Source organism: Chitinophaga sp. 22308, assembly GCF_052045305.1.
Lineage (GTDB): Bacteria > Bacteroidota > Bacteroidia > Chitinophagales > Chitinophagaceae > Chitinophaga > Chitinophaga varians_A.
This window is the reverse complement of sequence record NZ_JBQEOP010000010.1, coordinates 16,573-35,055: the sequence shown is the minus strand read 5'-3', so window position 1 is coordinate 35,055 and position 18,483 is coordinate 16,573. Positions and strand designations below refer to the sequence as shown.

General features: G+C 48.5%; 14 protein-coding genes. 5 read left to right on the top strand and 9 right to left on the bottom strand.

The window, feature by feature from the left end; genetic code table 11:
• Positions 1-141 precede the first annotated feature (141 nt).
• Positions 142-369 carry a helix-turn-helix domain-containing protein gene (locus tag ACTJJS_RS30945; RefSeq protein WP_440667664.1) on the top strand — a complete coding sequence of 76 codons (228 nt, stop codon included), beginning with the start codon at positions 142-144 and terminating at the stop codon, positions 367-369.
• A 211-nt stretch (positions 370-580) separates the two neighbouring features.
• On the top strand, positions 581-1,597 hold the full coding sequence (gene trhO, locus ACTJJS_RS30940) for an oxygen-dependent tRNA uridine(34) hydroxylase TrhO (RefSeq protein WP_440667662.1): 1,017 nt from the start codon (positions 581-583) through the stop codon (positions 1,595-1,597).
• Between the two features lie 178 nt (positions 1,598-1,775).
• Here the strand turns inward: trhO and ACTJJS_RS30935 are convergent, their stop codons facing one another.
• The 6 genes from ACTJJS_RS30935 to ACTJJS_RS30910 all read right to left on the bottom strand — a co-directional run bounded on the left by ACTJJS_RS30935 (position 1,776) and on the right by ACTJJS_RS30910 (position 11,543).
• Positions 1,776-4,871 carry an efflux RND transporter permease subunit gene (locus ACTJJS_RS30935; protein WP_440667660.1) on the bottom strand — a complete coding sequence of 1,032 codons (3,096 nt, stop codon included), beginning with the start codon at positions 4,869-4,871 and terminating at the stop codon, positions 1,776-1,778.
• 48 nt (positions 4,872-4,919) lie between these two features.
• Positions 4,920-6,011: an efflux RND transporter periplasmic adaptor subunit gene (locus ACTJJS_RS30930; protein WP_440667658.1), complete on the bottom strand. Its 1,092-nt coding sequence runs from the start codon at positions 6,009-6,011 to the stop codon at positions 4,920-4,922.
• A gap of 4 nt (positions 6,012-6,015) precedes the next feature.
• Positions 6,016-7,293, bottom strand: coding sequence for a TolC family protein (locus ACTJJS_RS30925; protein ID WP_440667656.1), 1,278 nt, complete (start codon positions 7,291-7,293; stop codon positions 6,016-6,018).
• A gap of 98 nt (positions 7,294-7,391) precedes the next feature.
• Positions 7,392-8,762, bottom strand: coding sequence for a sensor histidine kinase (locus ACTJJS_RS30920; RefSeq protein ID WP_440667654.1), 1,371 nt, complete (start codon positions 8,760-8,762; stop codon positions 7,392-7,394).
• A 6-nt stretch (positions 8,763-8,768) separates the two neighbouring features.
• Positions 8,769-9,455, bottom strand: coding sequence for a response regulator transcription factor (locus ACTJJS_RS30915; protein WP_078673032.1), 687 nt, complete (start codon positions 9,453-9,455; stop codon positions 8,769-8,771).
• Positions 9,456-9,578: 123 nt separating this feature from the next.
• Positions 9,579-11,543: an ABC-F family ATP-binding cassette domain-containing protein gene (locus ACTJJS_RS30910; protein ID WP_440667652.1), complete on the bottom strand. Its 1,965-nt coding sequence runs from the start codon at positions 11,541-11,543 to the stop codon at positions 9,579-9,581.
• 218 nt (positions 11,544-11,761) lie between these two features.
• On the opposite strand from ACTJJS_RS30910, the gene ACTJJS_RS30905 reads away from it, so the two are divergent.
• Positions 11,762-12,352 (top strand): DUF3347 domain-containing protein, encoded by a 591-nt coding sequence (locus tag ACTJJS_RS30905; RefSeq protein ID WP_440667650.1) that lies wholly within the window; start codon positions 11,762-11,764, stop codon positions 12,350-12,352.
• A gap of 43 nt (positions 12,353-12,395) precedes the next feature.
• Positions 12,396-14,756, top strand: a complete 2,361-nt coding sequence (locus ACTJJS_RS30900; protein ID WP_440667648.1) for a TonB-dependent receptor — start codon at positions 12,396-12,398, stop codon at positions 14,754-14,756.
• Between the two features lie 3 nt (positions 14,757-14,759).
• Here the strand turns inward: ACTJJS_RS30900 and ACTJJS_RS30895 are convergent, their stop codons facing one another.
• The 3 genes from ACTJJS_RS30895 to ACTJJS_RS30885 all read right to left on the bottom strand — a co-directional run bounded on the left by ACTJJS_RS30895 (position 14,760) and on the right by ACTJJS_RS30885 (position 15,974).
• Complete coding sequence (locus ACTJJS_RS30895) at positions 14,760-15,107, bottom strand: hypothetical protein (RefSeq protein ID WP_440667646.1); 348 nt, start codon at positions 15,105-15,107, stop codon at positions 14,760-14,762.
• 79 nt (positions 15,108-15,186) lie between these two features.
• Positions 15,187-15,507: a hypothetical protein gene (locus ACTJJS_RS30890; protein WP_440667644.1), complete on the bottom strand. Its 321-nt coding sequence runs from the start codon at positions 15,505-15,507 to the stop codon at positions 15,187-15,189.
• A gap of 38 nt (positions 15,508-15,545) precedes the next feature.
• Positions 15,546-15,974, bottom strand: a complete 429-nt coding sequence (locus ACTJJS_RS30885) for a hypothetical protein (RefSeq protein ID WP_440667642.1) — start codon at positions 15,972-15,974, stop codon at positions 15,546-15,548.
• A 513-nt stretch (positions 15,975-16,487) separates the two neighbouring features.
• Between ACTJJS_RS30885 and thrS the strand changes: the two genes are divergently transcribed.
• Positions 16,488-18,428, top strand: coding sequence for a threonine--tRNA ligase (thrS, locus tag ACTJJS_RS30880; RefSeq protein ID WP_440667640.1), 1,941 nt, complete (start codon positions 16,488-16,490; stop codon positions 18,426-18,428).
• Positions 18,429-18,483: the final 55 nt, after the last annotated feature.

Here is an 18,483-nt window from a genome sequence, read left to right as displayed (position 1 = left end):
GCTTGGTCGGCTGGACAGGTCAAAAAAGCGATGCCTCGTAATATTTTTTGGGGAGGCAAAGATAACCGAATATAATATTTTTTTTCAATTGACTTGATATATCAAGTCAATAATTTTACACCTTTTCTTGAATTTGTGCGAATGAATGGTGTCCGCAACGAAGAACTGTCCAAAAGATTTGGTGAAAGATTCCGGGAACTGCGTGAGGCAACAGGCCTGAGTACACGCGAATTTGCTGATACCGCCGGCATTGCCTACTCCCAGGTATGGACCATTGAATCCGGAAAAGGCAATCCAACTTTAAGTACACTGGAAGCAGTAGCCAAAGCTCTTGGCACTGATACATCCACACTTTTGAAGGATTTATAGATATGGTATTTCGCTTATGCGTGATACCTGTACGACTGTTCCCACCTGTTTCCGCTTCATTTCCCGCGGCTTTTGCCTATCTTTGCGCAGCCTGACAAAAAACAGGCGTCATTGACATACTTTTAAGACGAATCGATCAACCACCTGGGAGGACCAGGGTAGTGATTGGAATTTTGTTCACAAGGCAAGTGTCCCTAAAATTTCAAACAAAATGGTATTACACAACAGAGTCTCCGCCGCCGAGCTCAGGAAGCGGCTATTATTGGAAACATTTAAACGCGTCACCGTCTCCTTCTATCAGTACGCGAAAATTGAAGACCCACAGGCTTTCCGCGATCAACTCTACGAGTCCCTCTTTAAACTGGATGTTTTCGGACGTATCTACGTGGCCCATGAAGGGATCAACGCGCAGATCAGCGTACCGGAACATCATTTTGAGGCATTCCGCGAAACGCTCTATGCGGTCAGCTTCCTAAATGGCATCCGTCTGAACATCGCCGTGGACGACGATGGAAAATCTTTCTTCGTGCTTAAAATCAAAGTACGGGAAAAAATTGTGGCCGATGGTATTGAAGATCCCACCTTCGACATGGCCAACCGGGGCAGGTACGTAGATGCACAGTCGTTCAACAAACTGACGGACGACCCGGAAACGGTGATCGTGGACATGCGTAACCACTACGAATATGAAGTCGGACATTTTGACGGTGCCATCGAAGTTCCTTCTGATACTTTCCGCGATCAGCTGCCTATGGCGGTAGACATGCTGAAAGACCAGAAAGACAAAAACATCATCATGTACTGTACAGGGGGAATCCGCTGCGAGAAAGCATCTGCGTATATGTTGCACCACGGATTCAAAAATGTTTTCCACCTCGAAGGGGGCATTATCGAATACACGAACAAAGCCAAACAACAAGGACTGCCCATTAAGTTTAAAGGCAAAAATTTTGTGTTTGATGACCGCCTGGGAGAAAGAATAAGTGAGGATATTATTAGCCAATGTCATCAATGTGGGGAACCTTGTGATACCCACACCAACTGTTTAAATGACGGCTGTCACCTTTTATTTATTCAGTGCGGGTCCTGCGCCGCAAAATATAATGGCTGCTGCAGTGATGCCTGCAAAGACGTGCATGCATTGCCGGAAGAAGAAAAAGCTGCCTTGCGCAAAGGAGTCGACAAAGGACTTATGTTCAACAAATCCCGCAGGAAAAGAATAAAATAAAAAATCCGCCCCGCGTTGTTTCCTCTCGGCAGGGCGGAGTAGATATAATTATAAAATCAGTATGGGCCGGACCGTCGTCCGGCCTTTTCCTTTTTCATAACCATTCTATCAACCTATATGCGAACTAAAAATTGATCTGCTCCCGGTCGATCATCCGCCGGAAGGCGATATAATATCTTTATATGGCTGTATTGTTTTTATATGCCCGGTAAAAAATAATCGGGAACACCAGCAATGTCAATACGGTCGCGGTAATCAAACCTCCAATCACCACAATGGCCAACGGCTTCTGTGTTTCGGAACCAATACCATGTGAAAGTGCTGCGGGCACAAGACCGATAGCGGCCATCAACGCGGTCATCACCACCGGCCGGATACGGCTCTGGACCCCCAGCTTAATAGCCTCGTTCAGATCGAGTTTAGCCTGCAGGTTTTTATGGAACACTGAAATCAGAATAACACCATTCTGGATACAGATACCAAACAGGGCAATAAACCCTACGCCGGCAGAAATACCGAAGTTCATACCTGTAACGTGCAAAGCGAGAATTCCCCCTATTAGTGCGAAAGGAACATTCATTAAAACCAGTCCGGCATCTTTCACATTACCCAGCATAATAAACAGCACCATGAAGATGGCGACAAGGCTGATAGGCACTACCTGACCGAGTCTTTGGGTGGCGCGTACCTGATTTTCAAACTCACCGGTCCACCCTACACTATACCCTTTAGGCAGTTTGATGACTTTATTAATTTTTTGCTGTGCTTCGCTAATGGTAGAGCCAAGGTCACGGTCACGCACGGAAAACTTAATACCGATGAAACGTTTATTAAGATCGCGGTAAATAAATGCCGGGCCGGTAATGGTCCTTATTTCCGCGATTTCTTTCAGCGGCACTTTGTTGTTATTGATAGTAGGCACCATCAGATTGGCCAGGTCTTCTTCATTTTTGCGGTAGTTGGCGTCATAACGGATACGGATATCGAATTTTTTCTCGCCTTCATACAATTGCGTAGCGGTTTTACCACCAATCGCCATTTCAATTACGGCTTGTGCGTCGCCGGTAGATACGCCATACTGGGCCATCTTGTTGTTGTCCAGGTCAATGCTCATCTCTGGCTGACCGATATTCCGTATTACGCCAAGGTCCTTGATGCCGGGCACTGTTTTCAGCTGTGTGATCACCTGTTGTGACAGTGATTCCAGCTGGGACAGGTCTGCGCCGTATATTTTCACGCCATTGGCGGCTTTAAAACCGGCCACAGCTTCTGATACGTTGTCGCTGATAGGCTGAGAGAAGTTGAGGATAATGCCCGGGTATTTTTTTAACCGGCTCTCCATCTGCGAAATCAGTTCATCCTGCGTGATCTTGCGTTTCCATTCATCTTTAGGCAGCAGGTCCACCTGGTATTGCACAAAGTAGAAGCCGTTGGGGTCGGTTCCGTCATTGGAACGGCCTACCTGCGACAGCACTCTTTTCACTTCAGGGAAACCGCCCAGGTCTTCACGGATGCTGTGGGCCATGCGGGTGCTCTCTGTCAGCGACATGCTCATGGGCAGCTCGGTGGTAACCCAGAGAGAACCTTCATTGAGCTGGGGCAGGAACTCTGTACCGAGGAACTTGGCAGACATAAAGGTCACCACCATAAAGGCCAGGGCGCAGGTGAGGCTCAGGCGTTTATTACGGTAGGTCCAGTTGAACCCGTTGGTGACAATGCGGTCGAAGAAGTTCACCACAAAGTTGTTTTTCTCCTTCACGTTTTTGTTGAGCAGGATAGAACAGAGTACAGGCACCAACGTTAGGGTGAACAGTAATGCGCCCAACAGCGCGAAGCCCAGTGTCCACGCCAGCGGAGAGAACATTTTACCTTCTACCTTCTGGAAGGAGAAGATTGGTATCAGGGAGATAATAATGATCAGTTTGGAGAAGAAGATGGCTTTGGCCAGTTCGCCGCCGGTCTGTTTGATCCATCCCAGCTTGGCCATCTTATTGAACCGCTCCATGCCGTATTTATGGGCTTTGTGGTCCAGCATCACAAAGATGCCTTCCACCATCACCACGGCGCCGTCTATGATGATACCAAAGTCGATGGCGCCCATGGAGAGCAGGTTGGCGCTCATGCCTTTTATGCGCAGGCACATGAAGGCAAAGAGCAGCGCCAGCGGGATGATGATCGACACGATCACTGTGGTGCGCCAGTCGGCCATGAAAATAAACACGATCACTGTCACGAAAATGATCCCTTCCGCGAGGTTGTGCATCACCGTATGGGTACAGAACTCCATCAGGTTGTCACGATCGTAGAAGGTTTCCATTTTGATGTCGTCCGGCAGCACGGTTTCGTTGAGCTCCTTCAGTTTATCTTTCAGGCGTTTGAGCACTTCAGACGGGTTTTCACCTTTACGCATCACCACGATGCCTTCCACCAGGTCGTCGGCTTTATCGAGGCCCACTTGTCCTACCCGTGGGGCGGAAGACTCATGTACGTTGGCGAGGTCTTTTACCAGCAGCGGTACGCCGTTGATATTCTGTACAATGATGTTCTGGATATCGGAGATGCTGTTAAGCAGGCCGATACCACGTACCACGTAAGCCTGGCCGTTTTTCTCGATCACGTCGCCGCCTACGTTGACGTTGCTTTTGGTCACCACCTGGTAGAGTTCCAGCGGCGTGATGTCGTATTTGGCGAGGCGTACCGGATCAGCGGAGATTTCATAGATCTTTTCCTGTCCGCCGAAGGCCACTACGTCTGCCACGCCGGGCACGCTGCGTATCTGTCGGTCTATGACCCAGTTCTGCCAGGTCAGCAGGTCGCGGGAATCGCGTTTGTTGCTTTTGAGATAGTAGCGGAAGATTTCGCCGGTAGGGCCGTAGGGAGGCTGTACTTCCGGTTCCGCGCCTTCGGGCAGGCTAATGCCTGCCAGCATATTGTTTACCTGCTGGCGCGCGAAAAAGTCTTCCACATCATCTTCAAAGATGATTTTTACAACAGAGAGACCAAACATGGTTACGGAACGTACGCTGGTCTTGCGTTGTACGGCGTTCATAGACACTTCGATGGGCAGGGTCACGAAACGCTCCACTTCCTGGGCGCTGCGGCCGTTCCATTTGGTAACGATGACGATTTGTGTATTGGTAACGTCGGGAAACGCTTCGATAGGCGTGTGCAGGAACGAGAACACGCCTGCGATGATCAGTACGACCACGCCGATAAAAACAAAGAGTTTGTTTTTGAGCGAAAAAGCGACAATATTTCTGATGAATTTATTCATAATTCCTCTTCTTTAGGGCCAGGCTGGTGTTTTATGCCATGACATAGCTTAGTCTTTCAGCGCGTCGTAAATCAGCAGCTGATTTTTAGAGATCACTTTTTCGTCTGCCTGCAGGCCGGAGCTGAGGTAAGTCAGGTCACCGGAGGTTTTGGCCACTTCCACCTGCCTTACCGCGATGTTGAATTTGTCTTTGAACACCAGTACATAGTTTTTGCTGTTGTCAAAGATGACGGCGGCGGAAGGCACGGCGATTTTCTCATCGTGATCGGTGTACTTCACGTATACAGTGGCAAACATCTCCGGTTTAAGCAGCATGTTTTTGTTGTCGATCCGGATACGTACCTGCATGGTTTTGGTGGCAGGGTCCAGGAAATTATTGATCTTGTCTATTTTGCCATGGAAGGGCTCATCGGGGTAACTTACGGTCACCACGTCAGCTTCATAGCCTTCCTTGATTTTGGCGATATCTGTTTCAAACACGTTGGCCATTACCCATACATCGTCCAGTTCGGAGATGGTGAAGATATTGGCGCTGTTGTCTGTACGGATCTCCATGTTATTATTGATGTTCTTTTCAATAATATATCCGGAGATGGGGGCGGTCACCAGGTAGGTAGCGCCTTTACCTTTGCGGTATATTTTAAAGAGGTCGTTGAGACGGTTGATTTCCGCGTTGTTTTTCTGTACTTCGCCTCTGGCGTTCACCACGTCTTTTTCTGTGCTCAGGCGGCTGTCATACAGGTCCTGCGCCACTTTCAGGTTTTTCTCTGCCACGCCGCGGTCGGAGCGGGCCTGTGCCAGTTGTTTTTCATAGTCTGCGATCTCGGCACTGTGTATCACGGCCAGCACCTGGCCTTTCTGCACATAGTCGCCCAGCTGCACTTTGATATCTTCCACATAACCACTCACCAGCGGATATACTTTAAGTACCTTGCCGCCATTGGGGGCTACTTTGCCGGAGAGCCGCACTTCGTTCATCACGGGCACCATATGGGCGGTATCGATGCGGATATTTTTTAACATGGTATCGCTGAGTACAAATGTGCTCTTCTCTGAATCTTCTGCCTGTGAGTGTTTGCATCCACTCCAGATAACTGCTGCCAGCAGCGAAAAGCCAACGATCAATATAGGCTGTTTCATGTGCTTAGTTTTTAAATAATTCTTGTCCTGTGGCGTAATTAAGTTCTTCATAAGCGTTGACCCGGTTGGATAAAAACTTGTTGATGTTTTTAGCGTTGTCGCTATAGCTGTTGAAATAGTCGATGAATTGTAACAGGGAGATATTGCCTTTGCTGAAGTTTTTGGCGACTTCAGCAATCAACGTGTCAAACTCATCCTGGAACTGGTGCAGGTCAAAGCTTTTGTAACGCTTTTCCAGCGCTACGATGCGCTGATAGGCGTTGATCACTTCTGTCTGGGCAACGGACTGTTGTTGTTGCAGTTGTTGTTTGCCGGCGCCTATTTGCAGCTGTGCCGCCCGGATATTGCCCTGGTTGCGGTTCCACAGCGGAAGGTCTATTCCCAGCGTGAGGCCCACGAAGTTATCGATGTAGCTGCCTTTTTTATCATAGGTGGCGCCTACGTGAAGGTCCGGCACGGCCATCGCTTTTTGCAGGCGGTAGTTCAGTTCCGCTGTCTGGTATTGGGTGGCAGCGATGCGTACGTCCGGACGATTAGTGGCCACGCTGTCCAGCAGGGACGATAATTCCACATGGTCCAGCCGGTAGGCGGCGAGGTCGGCGGGTGTTACCACGGCGTCATAAAAATCCTGGCTATGCAGCAGCTGTTGCAGGTTCTTCTGTGCTTCGAGTTCTTCCTGTTTCAGATCGGCATAATCGTTCTCGATGCCTACCTGTAAGGCTTGTAAGCGTATCAGGTCGGAATGGGCCACACTGCCTTTTTTATCCGCGGTCACATAGGCGTCAACGATACGTTGCAGGTTTTCCAGTTGTTCTTTGAGCACTTTACCGGTCTGGCGGCGGTAGTAGAGCGTGAAGAAGTTCTCACGCAACTGCAGGCGGAGCGTGCGCACCAGTTCGTCGAAGGTGGCCTCGTTCATTTTAGTGGCGGTGGCCGCCAGCTGCACATTCTTGTTGCGTTTGCCGGCCAGCTGTATCAGCTGGTCAATGGTATACTGTGTTTCACCTCCGGAGCCTACCTTAAAAGGCTGGAACTTATCGGTGCTACCGAAGCCCAATACCGTGCTGAAGGAGGGATTGTTCCACATTTTTGCCTGACGCACCAGTGCTTTGGAGGCGTCGATTTGATAACGTTGTGCCAACAGTACATAGTTCCTGACCAGGAAAGAATCCTCGACGGCCTGTAAGGTGACCGTCCGGGTAGGAGTTTGTGCCTTTATAGGTAAAATAAAGCCCAGGCTGGCAACGCATACTGACAGAATCAGTCTCGTCTTGGTTCGCATATTGCCTATTTTTATGACACAAAGCTCCCCAAGTGAAATTAAAGACGGCTTTAAGACAAATTAAAAACGCATTAAAAATGAGTTAATGGCAGATTTGTTCAGAGGTGGGGGAGTATCACGGTGAAGGTGGTACCCTCTTCAGCAGTGGAAGTTACCGTAATATGGCCGTTATGTATCTGCACGATCTTTTTACAGATCGACAAGCCAAGGCCATGGCCGCGGGTTTGATGGGCATTATCGCCGCGGTAGAAGGGCTCGAAGATTTTATTGATCTCTCCGGAAGGGATCGGAGCGCCCTGGTTCCTGATCTGCACCGTGATATACTGGGTGAAGAAGTCGATAGACACATGCGCGCTTTTGTCGGGAGAAAATTTGCAGGCGTTGTCTATCAGGTTCAGGAAAAGCACTTTCAGCAGGCTCTCGTTCCCGAAACAGGTGACCAGCAGGTCGATGTCCGGTACTTTGACGAACTGGATATCCACTTTGGCGGGCGCCTTGTGTTTCAGCCGTATCAGGTTGGCCATGTCCATCAGCAGCTCGTCGATGCGGACGCTGTTAAATACAAACTGCTCCTGGTTAAGTTCTGACTGTGCCAGCTGCAGTAGTCCATTCGACAGGTCAGACAGGTTTTCAGCATCTTCCAGTACGGAAATCAGCAGTGACTGGTATTCTTCTTTGGTACGCTCCTTGGAAAGCGTCACCTGCAACTGGCTGATAATAGCTGCCAGCGGGGTACGCAGCTCATGGGAGGCATTGCTCACGAAACTTTTCTGCAGGTCAAAGGAGTCACTGAGACGCTGCAACATGGTGTTGAAGTTGGCACCCAGCGTGGCAATTTCATCTTTGCCTTTCACGGCCACCTGTGCGTCCTGCATATTGCTGGCGTTGATGTTATCTACCTGTTGTACCAGTTTGTCGATAGGCTCCATCATTTTGCGGGCGAAGAAATAGCCTACGCCCACCAGTATCGCCACAGCGGTGATCAGCTCTATCAGCAATATCTGGCGGAGGTTTTGGAGGTTCTGGAAACCGTATTTGTCAAAGGAGGATACGATCACGATCACGGACACATCGCCTTCGGTATAGTACACGCCTACCTGTTCACCGCTGCTTTTAATATTGCTGTATAGTTTGTTTTGTTTGATATAATCCAACAGGCTGCGGTGCGTGCGGATGGTGGTGTCTTTGAGGTTGCTGTAAAGCAGGTCGTAGCTGGGATCGTATACGAGGATCGTCTCTTTGTAAAGGTCTTGGAAAGTGGTGCGGTCCAGTTTTCGCAGCAGGTCCACTTTTACATTGCCGTCTTCGATGATCACATTGGCGATGGAGCGGGCGCGGTATTCCAGCCTTTCGAGGTATTCGGCACGCCTGGATTTGGAAGAGAAATAATAGGCCAGCACGGCAAAGGCGATCAGCATCAGGGAGGCCGACAGCGTATAATACAGCGCTATTTTATATTTGATCTTCATGCAGGATTACTCTTCGGAGAGATAGTATCCCATGCCGGTTTTGGTATGCAGCAGTTTTTGCTCGAAATCCTTGTCGATCTTTTTACGGAGGAAGTTCATATATACTTCGATCACGTTGGTGCCGGTGTCAAAGTCAATGTCCCACACTTTTTCCGCGATGGTGAGTTTGGAGATCACTTTGCCTTTATGCAGCGCCAGAAAATCGAGCAGCTGGTATTCTTTGGCGGTGAGGGCAATTTTTTTGCCGCCGCGGGTGACTTCCTTCTTCTCCCTGTCTATTTCCAGATCGGCGATGGTGATTTTGTATTGGGTGCTGTGCGGCGCTTCAGAGCCGGCGCGCTTTAGGAACACGCGGATACGTGCCAGCAGCTCACGGAAATCAAAGGGTTTTACCAGATAGTCGTCTGCCCCCAGCTCAAACGCCTGCATTTTATCTTCCACGCCACCCAGTGCGGTGAGCATGATGACAGGCACACGGTTGTTTTTCCGGCGGATGACCTCGCACAGTTCATAGCCGTTGTGATGGGGGAGGTTCAGATCGAGAATGACAAGGTCGTAGTTATTGCTGGCAGCAAGGCTTTTGCCCATGCGGCCGTCGTAGGCCACATCTACCTCGAAGCCGTTTTCTTCAAGGCCTTTTTTTACGGCATTGGCTACTTTGACCTCATCTTCTACCACCAGTATTTTCTGCATATAGGACTTTTGAAATGACGAATTACGAATGACGAATTACGAATTGAGGGCCTCTTTTCCAAAGGTTACTAAGCAACCGCTATATAAGGAATCCCTTCATTCGTAATTCGTCATTCGTAATTTCTAATTGGTTACCAGGTTGGCTTCCAGTTGCATGATTTTCTCGAAGAGCTGTTCGTATTGTTCATTGGCCCTATCGATAAATTTCTGCACTTCCTGGTATTCGCTTTCCACCTGGGCAAATTTAGTTCGGTCGTTATAGGTGGCCGGGTCGCCTAAGCTGGCTTCCAGGCGGGCTTTACGTTCTTTAAGGCTGGCAAGTTGTCCTTCTACCTGTGAAAACTGTTTTTGTTGTTTTTGCAGTTCCCGTTGCACCTCTTTGTTGATGGCGCCCTTGGCGGCAGCAGCATTATTATTGCTGGCAGGGGCGGCCTGTTTGGTTTCTTTCTTGTCAGCGGCGGCTTTTACGGGAGCGGGCGCCTGTTGGGCAGCCATTCTCTTTTTCCACTCTTCATATTCGGTGTAGGTGCCTTTAAACTCCTTGATTTCGCCATCCACGATTTCCCAGATTTTGTTGGCTGTCTGGCTTACAAAATAACGGTCGTGCGATACGAGTACAAAGCTGCCTTCATATTTGTCGAGTGCGTCGATCAGCATCTGCACGGAGTTCATGTCGAGGTGGTTCGTGGGCTCATCGAGCATGAGGAAGTTGGCCTGACTGATAATCGTTTTGGCGAGCGCCACCCTGGCTTTTTCACCACCGGAAAGGATACGGATTTTTTTGAATACGTCATCGCCGGTAAAGAGGAAGCAGCCGAGCAGCTGGCGTAATTCCAGCTCGGTGCGGCCGGAGCCGAAATTTTTCAGCTCGTCCAGGATTTCGCTGTTCAGGTCGAGCGACTCCAGCTGGTGCTGGGCATAGAAGCTGGTCACCACGTTGTGGCCCGGCACTCTTTCGCCTTCCATGGGCTCCATGCCGAAGATGATGCGCAGCAGGGTGGATTTACCCTTACCGTTGGCACCAATCAGGGCTATCTTGTCGCCGCGGTTGATTTCAGCGCTGGTGTTTTTCAGGATCTGGTTATCGCCATAGGCTTTGCTGATATTGTTCAGCGTACACAGGATTTTACCTGGTGTTTTATCGATGGAGAAGTTGATCTTGATTTTAGACGGGCCACTGTCCACCTGTTCCACACGTTCCAGTTTATCCAGTCTTTTGGCGATACTCTGTGCCTGGGCGGCCTTAGAGGCTTTGGCCTTAAAACGTTCGATAAATCTTTCCTGCTGACGGATATAGTCCTGCTGGTTATCGTAGGCACGTTGCTGCATTTCGCGGCGCAGTTCCTTTTCCACTTCATAGTCGGCATAGGAGCCGGAGTAGTGGTGCAGTTGCTGCTGGTACACTTCCACGATGCCGTTTACCATACGGTCAAGGAAGTAACGGTCGTGCGATACGATGATCACGGCACCATTGTAGCCAACGAGGTAACGTTCCAGCCATTCGATGGACGGAAGGTCAAGGTGGTTCGTCGGTTCATCGAGCATGAGCACGTCCGGCTGTTGGAGGATGAGGCGGGCGAGGAGCACGCGCATGCGCCATCCACCAGAGAACTCGCTATAGGGACGGTCCAGATCGGCGGTGGTAAAGCCGAGGCCTTCCAGTACCTGTGCCGTTTTGTGTTTCATGTTGTAGCCGTCCAGCGCTTCAAATTCGTGGAGGGCGTCGCTGAACTGGTGCAGCAACTCTTCTGTCTGGTCGTGTTCCAGTTCTTTGGTAAGCCTGTCTATTTCCTTTTCCAGTTCCAGCGCTTTGCCGAAGGCCATCATACCTACGGTGAGGATAGATTCATCGGTTTCAAAGCTGAGCAGGTCCTGGTTGAAAAAACCGATCGTCAGGTTTTTGCTTTTGTTAACGCTTCCTTTGGAAACGGAGTATTCGCCGTTGATAATACGCAGCAGGGTGGATTTGCCTGTTCCATTCAATCCGATAAGGCCAACGCGGTCTCCCGGCTCAATATGCCAGGAGGAATTTTCCAGGATGACCCTGGACCCAAACTCAAATGTAATGTCCTGTAATGCGATTAACATAGTTGTTCAAAAATTGGATAAAAAACGTGCAAAGGTAACCAGAACTTATGTCATTTTAATGTTTCCTGTGCTTTTGTATTTTATGCACATATTAATTATTGATAAATAATAAGTTGTGGATTATAAAATTCTAATGAAGATTAGATTTTAACGTTTTGATCGCTGTTTCCATGCCCGCTGATTATTATTACTTTTGCGGACGAAGAAAATAAATGCCCATGAATTTCAGATCAGGCGTTCCCGTAGGAACATTATGCATAGTGGCAGCTTTGTTTGGTTGTCAGCCGTCACCCACCAAATCCGGCGAAGAGGCGGCTGCTAAACCGGCGGCCTCTTTACAGGCGCCCTACAGTCAGCAATATTACGATTCCCTTCAGTTGGTCATGCAGGCTTACTACCAGTTGTCAGACGCGCTGGTAAAGGCTGATAGCCTCGCGGCCAATACTGCGGCGGCTTCCCTGAAGCTGCATATGGACAGCCTGCCGGTGAATACCCTCCAGATGGACAGCAGCCACCTGAGCATCATTACCGGCACCACTGGCAGTATCAGCGCTGAACTGGCGGGCTTCGAAGGTGAACAGGACCTGGAAGGCAAACGTTCTTCCTTCCAGATGGTTTCTGATATGTTGTTCGACCTCGTAAAAAATACCGGACTCAAAGGCAAAACCGTCTATCACCAATATTGCCCAATGGCCTTTGATGACAAAGGTGCTTACTGGTTAAGCGAAAAACCGGACATTTTAAACCCTTACTTCGGTAATAAAATGTTGCATTGTGGAGAAACAAAAGACACTTTAAGTTATCAGTAAATTGTAAATTACTGTCTATTGCCGGACGACAATAGACAGTAATATGCAATTCTTCAGATATGTAGTTACTTTCCTGATGACCCTTCTATGCTTGTCTGTCAGGGCACAGCATTTTACTGTCAGTGGCTATGTGCGCGACAGTACCAACGGCGAATCGCTCCCCGGCGCTACGGTCCACGTACAAGGTACCAGCACCGGTATCCAAACCAACGCTTATGGTTTTTATTCCCTCACTTTGTCGCCGGGCACCTACACCATCATTTTTTCTTTTGTGGGTTATGAAAGTAAACCGCTTGAGCTGACCCTAACAGGCAACACTATACGTTATATGGAGCTGCTGCCGCGGTCCTATCAGGCAAAAGAAGTCGTGGTGACGGCCCAACAGCAGCATGCCAATGTGAAAAGCACTGACATGGGCCGGGTGGAAATGTCTGCACAGCAGGTAAAAAAGCTCCCCGCATTGATGGGGGAGACCGATATTCTGAAGGCGCTGCAGCTGATGCCCGGTGTGCAGGCCGCCGGAGAAGGCAATGCCGGGTTTTATGTACGTGGCGGCGGACCTGACCAGAACCTGATCCTGCTGGACGAGGCGCCGGTATATAACACGGGCCACCTGTTTGGTTTTTTCTCGGTGTTTAATGCAGACGCGATCAAAAATACAACGCTGATCAAGGGTGGGATGCCGGCCAATTACGGCGGCCGGCTGTCTTCCGTTGTGGATGTAAATATGAAGGAAGGCAACAACAAAAACTTCCAGGGAGAGGGTGGGATAGGGCTGATTGCTTCACGGTTGTCACTACAGGGGCCGCTTAAAAAAGACAAGGCTTCTTTTATCGTTTCCGCCCGCCGTACATATATCGATCTGCTTACCAAACCCTTTGTCAATAATTCATCCTACAAAGGCACCGGCTATTACTTCTATGACCTGAACATGAAAGTGAATTACATCCTGTCTGATAAAGACCGGTTATATCTCAGCGGTTACTTTGGCCGGGATGTTTTCAGCTTTTCAAGCGATAACCGCAAGTTCATGGTGAAGATCCCATGGGGCAACAGTACGGCCACTTTGCGCTGGAACCATGTGTTCAACAGCAAATTGTTTGCGAACCTGTCCCTCATTTATAACGATTATAAATTCCAGTTCAGCGCGCTCCAGAATAATTTTAACCTCCGCCTGTCATCCGGCATCAGCGACGGCAATGCCAAACTGGACTTTGACTATTATGCCAATCCCCGCCACCACATTAAGTTTGGCGGCAACTATATTTACCATGTGTTTACGCCGAGCACCGTCAGCGGAGGGCAGGACTCTACGGTATTTGCCCCACCGGAAAATGCCTACAAGAAATATGCGCATGAAGTGGGGGCTTACCTGATGGACGACTGGGAGATATCGCCTCATCTGCAACTTAATGCCGGCGTGCGTTTCAGCGGTTTTATGCAGATAGGGCCTTATACCCGTTATATCCGCGATGCAGCCGGTCAGAAGACGGACAGTGTTAAATATGGCCGCGGCCGGCCGGTAACCCATTACGGAGGTTTTGAGCCACGCCTGATCCTGCGCTATTCATGGAATAATGATAACGCTGTCAAGGCCTCATTTACGCGCAATTACCAGTTTATACATTTGGTGTCCAATGCCGGCACCACGTTGCCGACGGACGTGTGGGTGCCCAGTACTTACCGGGTGAGGCCGCAGCAATCGTGGCAATACTCCGCCGGTTATTTCCGTAATTTTAAAAATAATACTTATGAAGCCTCTGCGGAAGTTTACTATAAGGAAATGTACCACCAGGTAGAATACCGGGAGGGCTATACGCCGTCGTTGTCCGATCCGGAACTGGATTTTGTTTTTGGCAAGGGGCAGGCTTATGGGCTGGAGCTTTTTGTGAATAAGAAAAAAGGCGCATTGACCGGCTGGCTGGGATACACGCTGGCGTGGACCTGGCGGCAGTTCCCGATGCTGAACGAAGGCAAGCGTTTCCCGGCGAAATACGACCGGCGGCATGACCTCGTGGCCGTAGCGACGTATGAATTAAATAAACGGTGGACTTTCTCCGGCGTGTTCATCTATGGTACGGGTAATACCACCACGATGCCTGAGCAGTTCTATTTTATGGAAGGAGCGTTGGTGCAGGGATATGGTAAGATCAATTCTTATCGTATGGCGCCTTATAACCGGCTGGATTTATCAGCTATCTATACACCGAAGCCTAAGCGGGAGAACAGGCGGTTCCGGGGCAGCTGGGCTTTCTCGATCTATAACGTATATAGCAGAAAAAATCCATATTTCATTTATTTCGACCAGGAGGGAAAGGCGGTGGATGGATCGCTGAAAGTCAAGGCCAAGCAGGTGTCGTTGTTTCCGATTATTCCCGCGGTGACGTATAATTTTCAGTTTTGAGGGTTATTTTTTTAGCATAAATGATATGATGCCAATCAAAGCACTGACGGTAATAATAAATTGTATGAAGCCGGCAGCAAATATGTTTTTAATTGAGTCTTTGTAATTGGATTTTATCTCATTACTTAGCGCCGCGACGCCAGTTTTGACTTCTTCGAGTGCCTTTTGCATATTATCCTGTATAATAATTACCTTTTCCAGTTTAACTGTTAAATCCAGTGTTTCTGTTTTCGTTACATAAATACTGGACTGGGAGTCACGAATTGAGTTGACCAGTTGTCTGGTTTTTTCCTCACTCAGATGAAGGTCTTTTCTGAAAATATTGTAGATTTTGTCGTTATTGGTGGTCATAGCATATTTTTTGAAAATTCAGAATTTTCTGCCAGTTCTTTGGTTACAAATTCCAGTTTGTGATAGGTTTTGATGGTTGTTACTTCAGGAAACGAATCAACAAACCTACTAATGCAACAGCTATAGTTATATAGAGTGCCACTCTTCCGGAAAGCGTGGTAACAATTTCCTCGAGCTTTTCTCTCATCTGTTTTACCTCCACTTTTATTTCTTTCATTTCATCCTGTACTAAGCCCAATTTGATGGAGACTTCTGACACTTCACTCTTTAGGGCAAACTTGTCCGCCTGGGCCTTATTGATTGCTGTATCCATTTTTGAAACCAGTTGTCTGGTTTTTTCCTCACTGAGATGAAGGTCTTTTCTGAAAATGTTATAGATTTCATCGTTTGCTGCGATCATTGGATATGTTTTTACAAGGTTGATAAATAAGTATATCGTTATTTTTTTAGTTTACCGGCGAGGTCTACAAGAAATAAGGTAACCGGAACGCCCAAAATCAAAACCCAGTAAATAATACGCCATGTGCCGCGGCCCCAGAACCAAAGTTCTTCATCGAGCCTCATATCCATCTTATGCAGTTCATTTCTGAAGTATTCATTTTTTTCCGTGATAGATTTGTCCCTTTCGTTTAATCGTCGCCTGATTTGGTCAGCCTCCGTCTGGATGCTCTTTTCATTGGTTTCGCCCAGCGTTTTAGCATACTGTATTATATCCTGCAGCCTATCGTTGAGGACAGCGTCCATTTCAGCCCACAGTTCCCGGGCAGTTGAAGCATCCATTTTTAGCTCATCCTTTAAAATATTATAAATTCGAAGGTTACCGCCAGCGAGTATAGGTTTTCGATCTGGTTTTAAAATGTAGCTCATTTTTTGTTTGTTAAATATACAAAAAGAATGTTTTTAAATGATATTTAAAAATTACCATAGGTCGTTTAGCCACCCAATTTTTTGCACAACAATTTTTAAAAGTTCTGTCTTCGGAAGATAAAAAACGGGATAGGGAAGGCCTGTCTCATGGAACGGGGAAATACACATAGTTGGCCATGGTGGCTTAATATAAAGAAAGGATAAGTCATCGGCAGCATCCCCGCCGTATGGTCCGCGAATGCTCACCACCCCCGATCCGCAATAACGATTTTGTCAACTTCCTGATAATCCGCCGGTCAACAGCTTTGTAAAGTGGCATTAATTCATTATATTTGTAGACTTTGTTGACTTTCCGGACTGATACCCCACCGCTGCGCGGACCATTATTTTTAAATTCCTTGGAATTCGCTGGCGGACTAAGCAAAAAGCTAACAAACTATTTCTTAACTTCGCAAACATTTTATAAAGGAAATATAGCGCATATGAAAAAGTATGACGCTAACAGTAAAACGTATGATAAATATCACTTTTCCGGATGGCGCAGTTCGTCAGTATGAATCAGGAGTAACTGCATTGGACATTGCCAAATCCATCAGCGAAGGATTGGCACGTAAAGTATTGGCTGCAAAAGTTAATGGGCAGGTAGTGGACGCTACACGCCCGGTTACAACGGATGCTACATTGCAGCTCCTGACGTGGACGGATACAGATGGTAAATCCACCATGTGGCACTCTTCCGCGCACCTGATGGCCGAGGCCCTGGAAGCGCTGTATCCCGGTGTGAAACTGGGTTACGGTCCCTCTATTGAAAACGGTTTTTATTACGATATTGATCTGGGCGACCGCACTATCTCCGAAGAGGACCTGAAAGCGATAGAAGCCAAGATGGTAGAGCTGTCCAAAAAGAACAGCGAATACGTTCGCAAGGACGTGAGCAAAGCCGACGCGCTGGCTTATTTCACTGAAAAAGGCGATCCCTACAAAGTAGAAACCATCAATGAACTGCCCGATGGAAGCATCACCTTCTATACCCAGGGCGGTTTTACAGACCTGTGCCGTGGCCCGCACATCCCGAACACGGGCTTTATCAAGTCCATTAAGCTGACCAGCATCGCAGGGGCTTACTGGCGCGGTAATGAGAAAAACAAGATGCTCACCCGCATCTATGGTATCACGTTCCCGAACCAGAAAGAGCTGGACGAATACCTGACCCTGATCGAAGAAGCGAAGAAACGCGACCACCGCAAACTGGGCAAGGAACTGGAACTGTTCATGTTCTCTGAGAAAGTGGGGCTGGGCCTTCCTATGTGGCTGCCTAAAGGCGCCATGCTGCGTGAACGCCTGCAACGTTTCCTCCAGGAAGCACAGCTGGCCAGCGGCTACCTGCCGGTAGTAACGCCGCACATCGGTAACAAAAACCTGTACGTGACTTCTGGTCACTACGAAAAATATGGTAAAGACAGTTTCCAGCCTATCCACACACCGGAAGAAGGCGAGGAGTTCATGCTGAAACCCATGAACTGTCCGCACCACTGCGAACTGTACAAGGGGTCTCCGAAGTCTTACAAAGACCTGCCGGTACGTTTCGCGGAATTCGGTACCGTATACCGCTACGAGCAGCACGGTGAACTGCACGGCCTTACCCGCGTAAGAGGGTTTACTCAGGACGATGCGCACTTGTTCTGCCGTCCCGACCAGGTGAAGGAAGAATTCCAGAAAGTGATAGATCTGGTAATGTACGTGTTCAACAGCCTCAGCTTTACCGAATATACTGCCCAGATTTCCCTGCGCGACAAGGAAGACCGCAGCAAGTACATCGGTACGGAAGAGAACTGGAACCTGGCGGAGCAGGCGATCATTGAATCTGCGGCGGAGAAAGGACTGAACACCGTGATCGAATACGGTGAAGCTGCCTTCTATGGCCCGAAACTGGACTTCATGGTAAAAGACGCCCTTGGCCGTAAATGGCAGCTGGGCACCATCCAGGTGGACTACAACCTGCCGGAACGTTTTGAACTGGAATACATCGGCGCCGATAATCAGCGTCACCGTCCGGTAATGATCCACCGCGCACCGTTTGGCTCCCTGGAAAGGTTCATCGCCGTGCTGATCGAGCACTGCGCAGGTAAATTCCCGCTATGGCTGGCACCTACCCAGGTGAAAATCCTGCCCATCAGCGAGAAAACCCAGGCCTATGCAGAAAAAGTAGCAGAATTGCTGAAAAAAGCGGAAATTCGCGCTGAGATTGACGACAGAAGCGAAAAAATAGGTAAGAAAATCCGCGATACGGAACTCGCTAAAGTACCATATATGCTCGTTCTCGGTGAAAAAGAAGCAGCCGATAATATCGTGGCTGTTCGCCGGCAAGCCAAAGGTGACCTCGGAACCATGACCCTGGAACAGTTTACTGCACTGGTTAATGAAGAGGTGATCAACCGCAAGCCAATCGAGTAACATACTTAAATGTGGAAAAGAAGTATATAAAACAATGAACATTCCTGAATTCAGG

Excerpts from the sequence above, each read along its gene's own strand:
- ACTJJS_RS30945 (WP_440667664.1), top strand. The coding sequence starts at position 142 with ATGAATGGTGTCCGCAACGAAGAACTGTCCAAAAGATTTGGTGAAAGA.
- trhO (WP_440667662.1), top strand. The coding sequence starts at position 581 with ATGGTATTACACAACAGAGTCTCCGCCGCCGAGCTCAGGAAGCGGCTA.
- ACTJJS_RS30935 (WP_440667660.1), bottom strand. The coding sequence starts at position 4,871 with ATGAATAAATTCATCAGAAATATTGTCGCTTTTTCGCTCAAAAACAAA.
- ACTJJS_RS30930 (WP_440667658.1), bottom strand. The coding sequence starts at position 6,011 with ATGAAACAGCCTATATTGATCGTTGGCTTTTCGCTGCTGGCAGCAGTT.
- ACTJJS_RS30925 (WP_440667656.1), bottom strand. The coding sequence starts at position 7,293 with ATGCGAACCAAGACGAGACTGATTCTGTCAGTATGCGTTGCCAGCCTG.
- ACTJJS_RS30920 (WP_440667654.1), bottom strand. The coding sequence starts at position 8,762 with ATGAAGATCAAATATAAAATAGCGCTGTATTATACGCTGTCGGCCTCC.
- ACTJJS_RS30915 (WP_078673032.1), bottom strand. The coding sequence starts at position 9,455 with ATGCAGAAAATACTGGTGGTAGAAGATGAGGTCAAAGTAGCCAATGCC.
- ACTJJS_RS30910 (WP_440667652.1), bottom strand. The coding sequence starts at position 11,543 with ATGTTAATCGCATTACAGGACATTACATTTGAGTTTGGGTCCAGGGTC.
- ACTJJS_RS30905 (WP_440667650.1), top strand. The coding sequence starts at position 11,762 with ATGAATTTCAGATCAGGCGTTCCCGTAGGAACATTATGCATAGTGGCA.
- ACTJJS_RS30900 (WP_440667648.1), top strand. The coding sequence starts at position 12,396 with ATGCAATTCTTCAGATATGTAGTTACTTTCCTGATGACCCTTCTATGC.
- ACTJJS_RS30895 (WP_440667646.1), bottom strand. The coding sequence starts at position 15,107 with ATGACCACCAATAACGACAAAATCTACAATATTTTCAGAAAAGACCTT.
- ACTJJS_RS30890 (WP_440667644.1), bottom strand. The coding sequence starts at position 15,507 with ATGATCGCAGCAAACGATGAAATCTATAACATTTTCAGAAAAGACCTT.
- ACTJJS_RS30885 (WP_440667642.1), bottom strand. The coding sequence starts at position 15,974 with ATGAGCTACATTTTAAAACCAGATCGAAAACCTATACTCGCTGGCGGT.
- thrS (WP_440667640.1), top strand. The coding sequence starts at position 16,488 with ATGATAAATATCACTTTTCCGGATGGCGCAGTTCGTCAGTATGAATCA.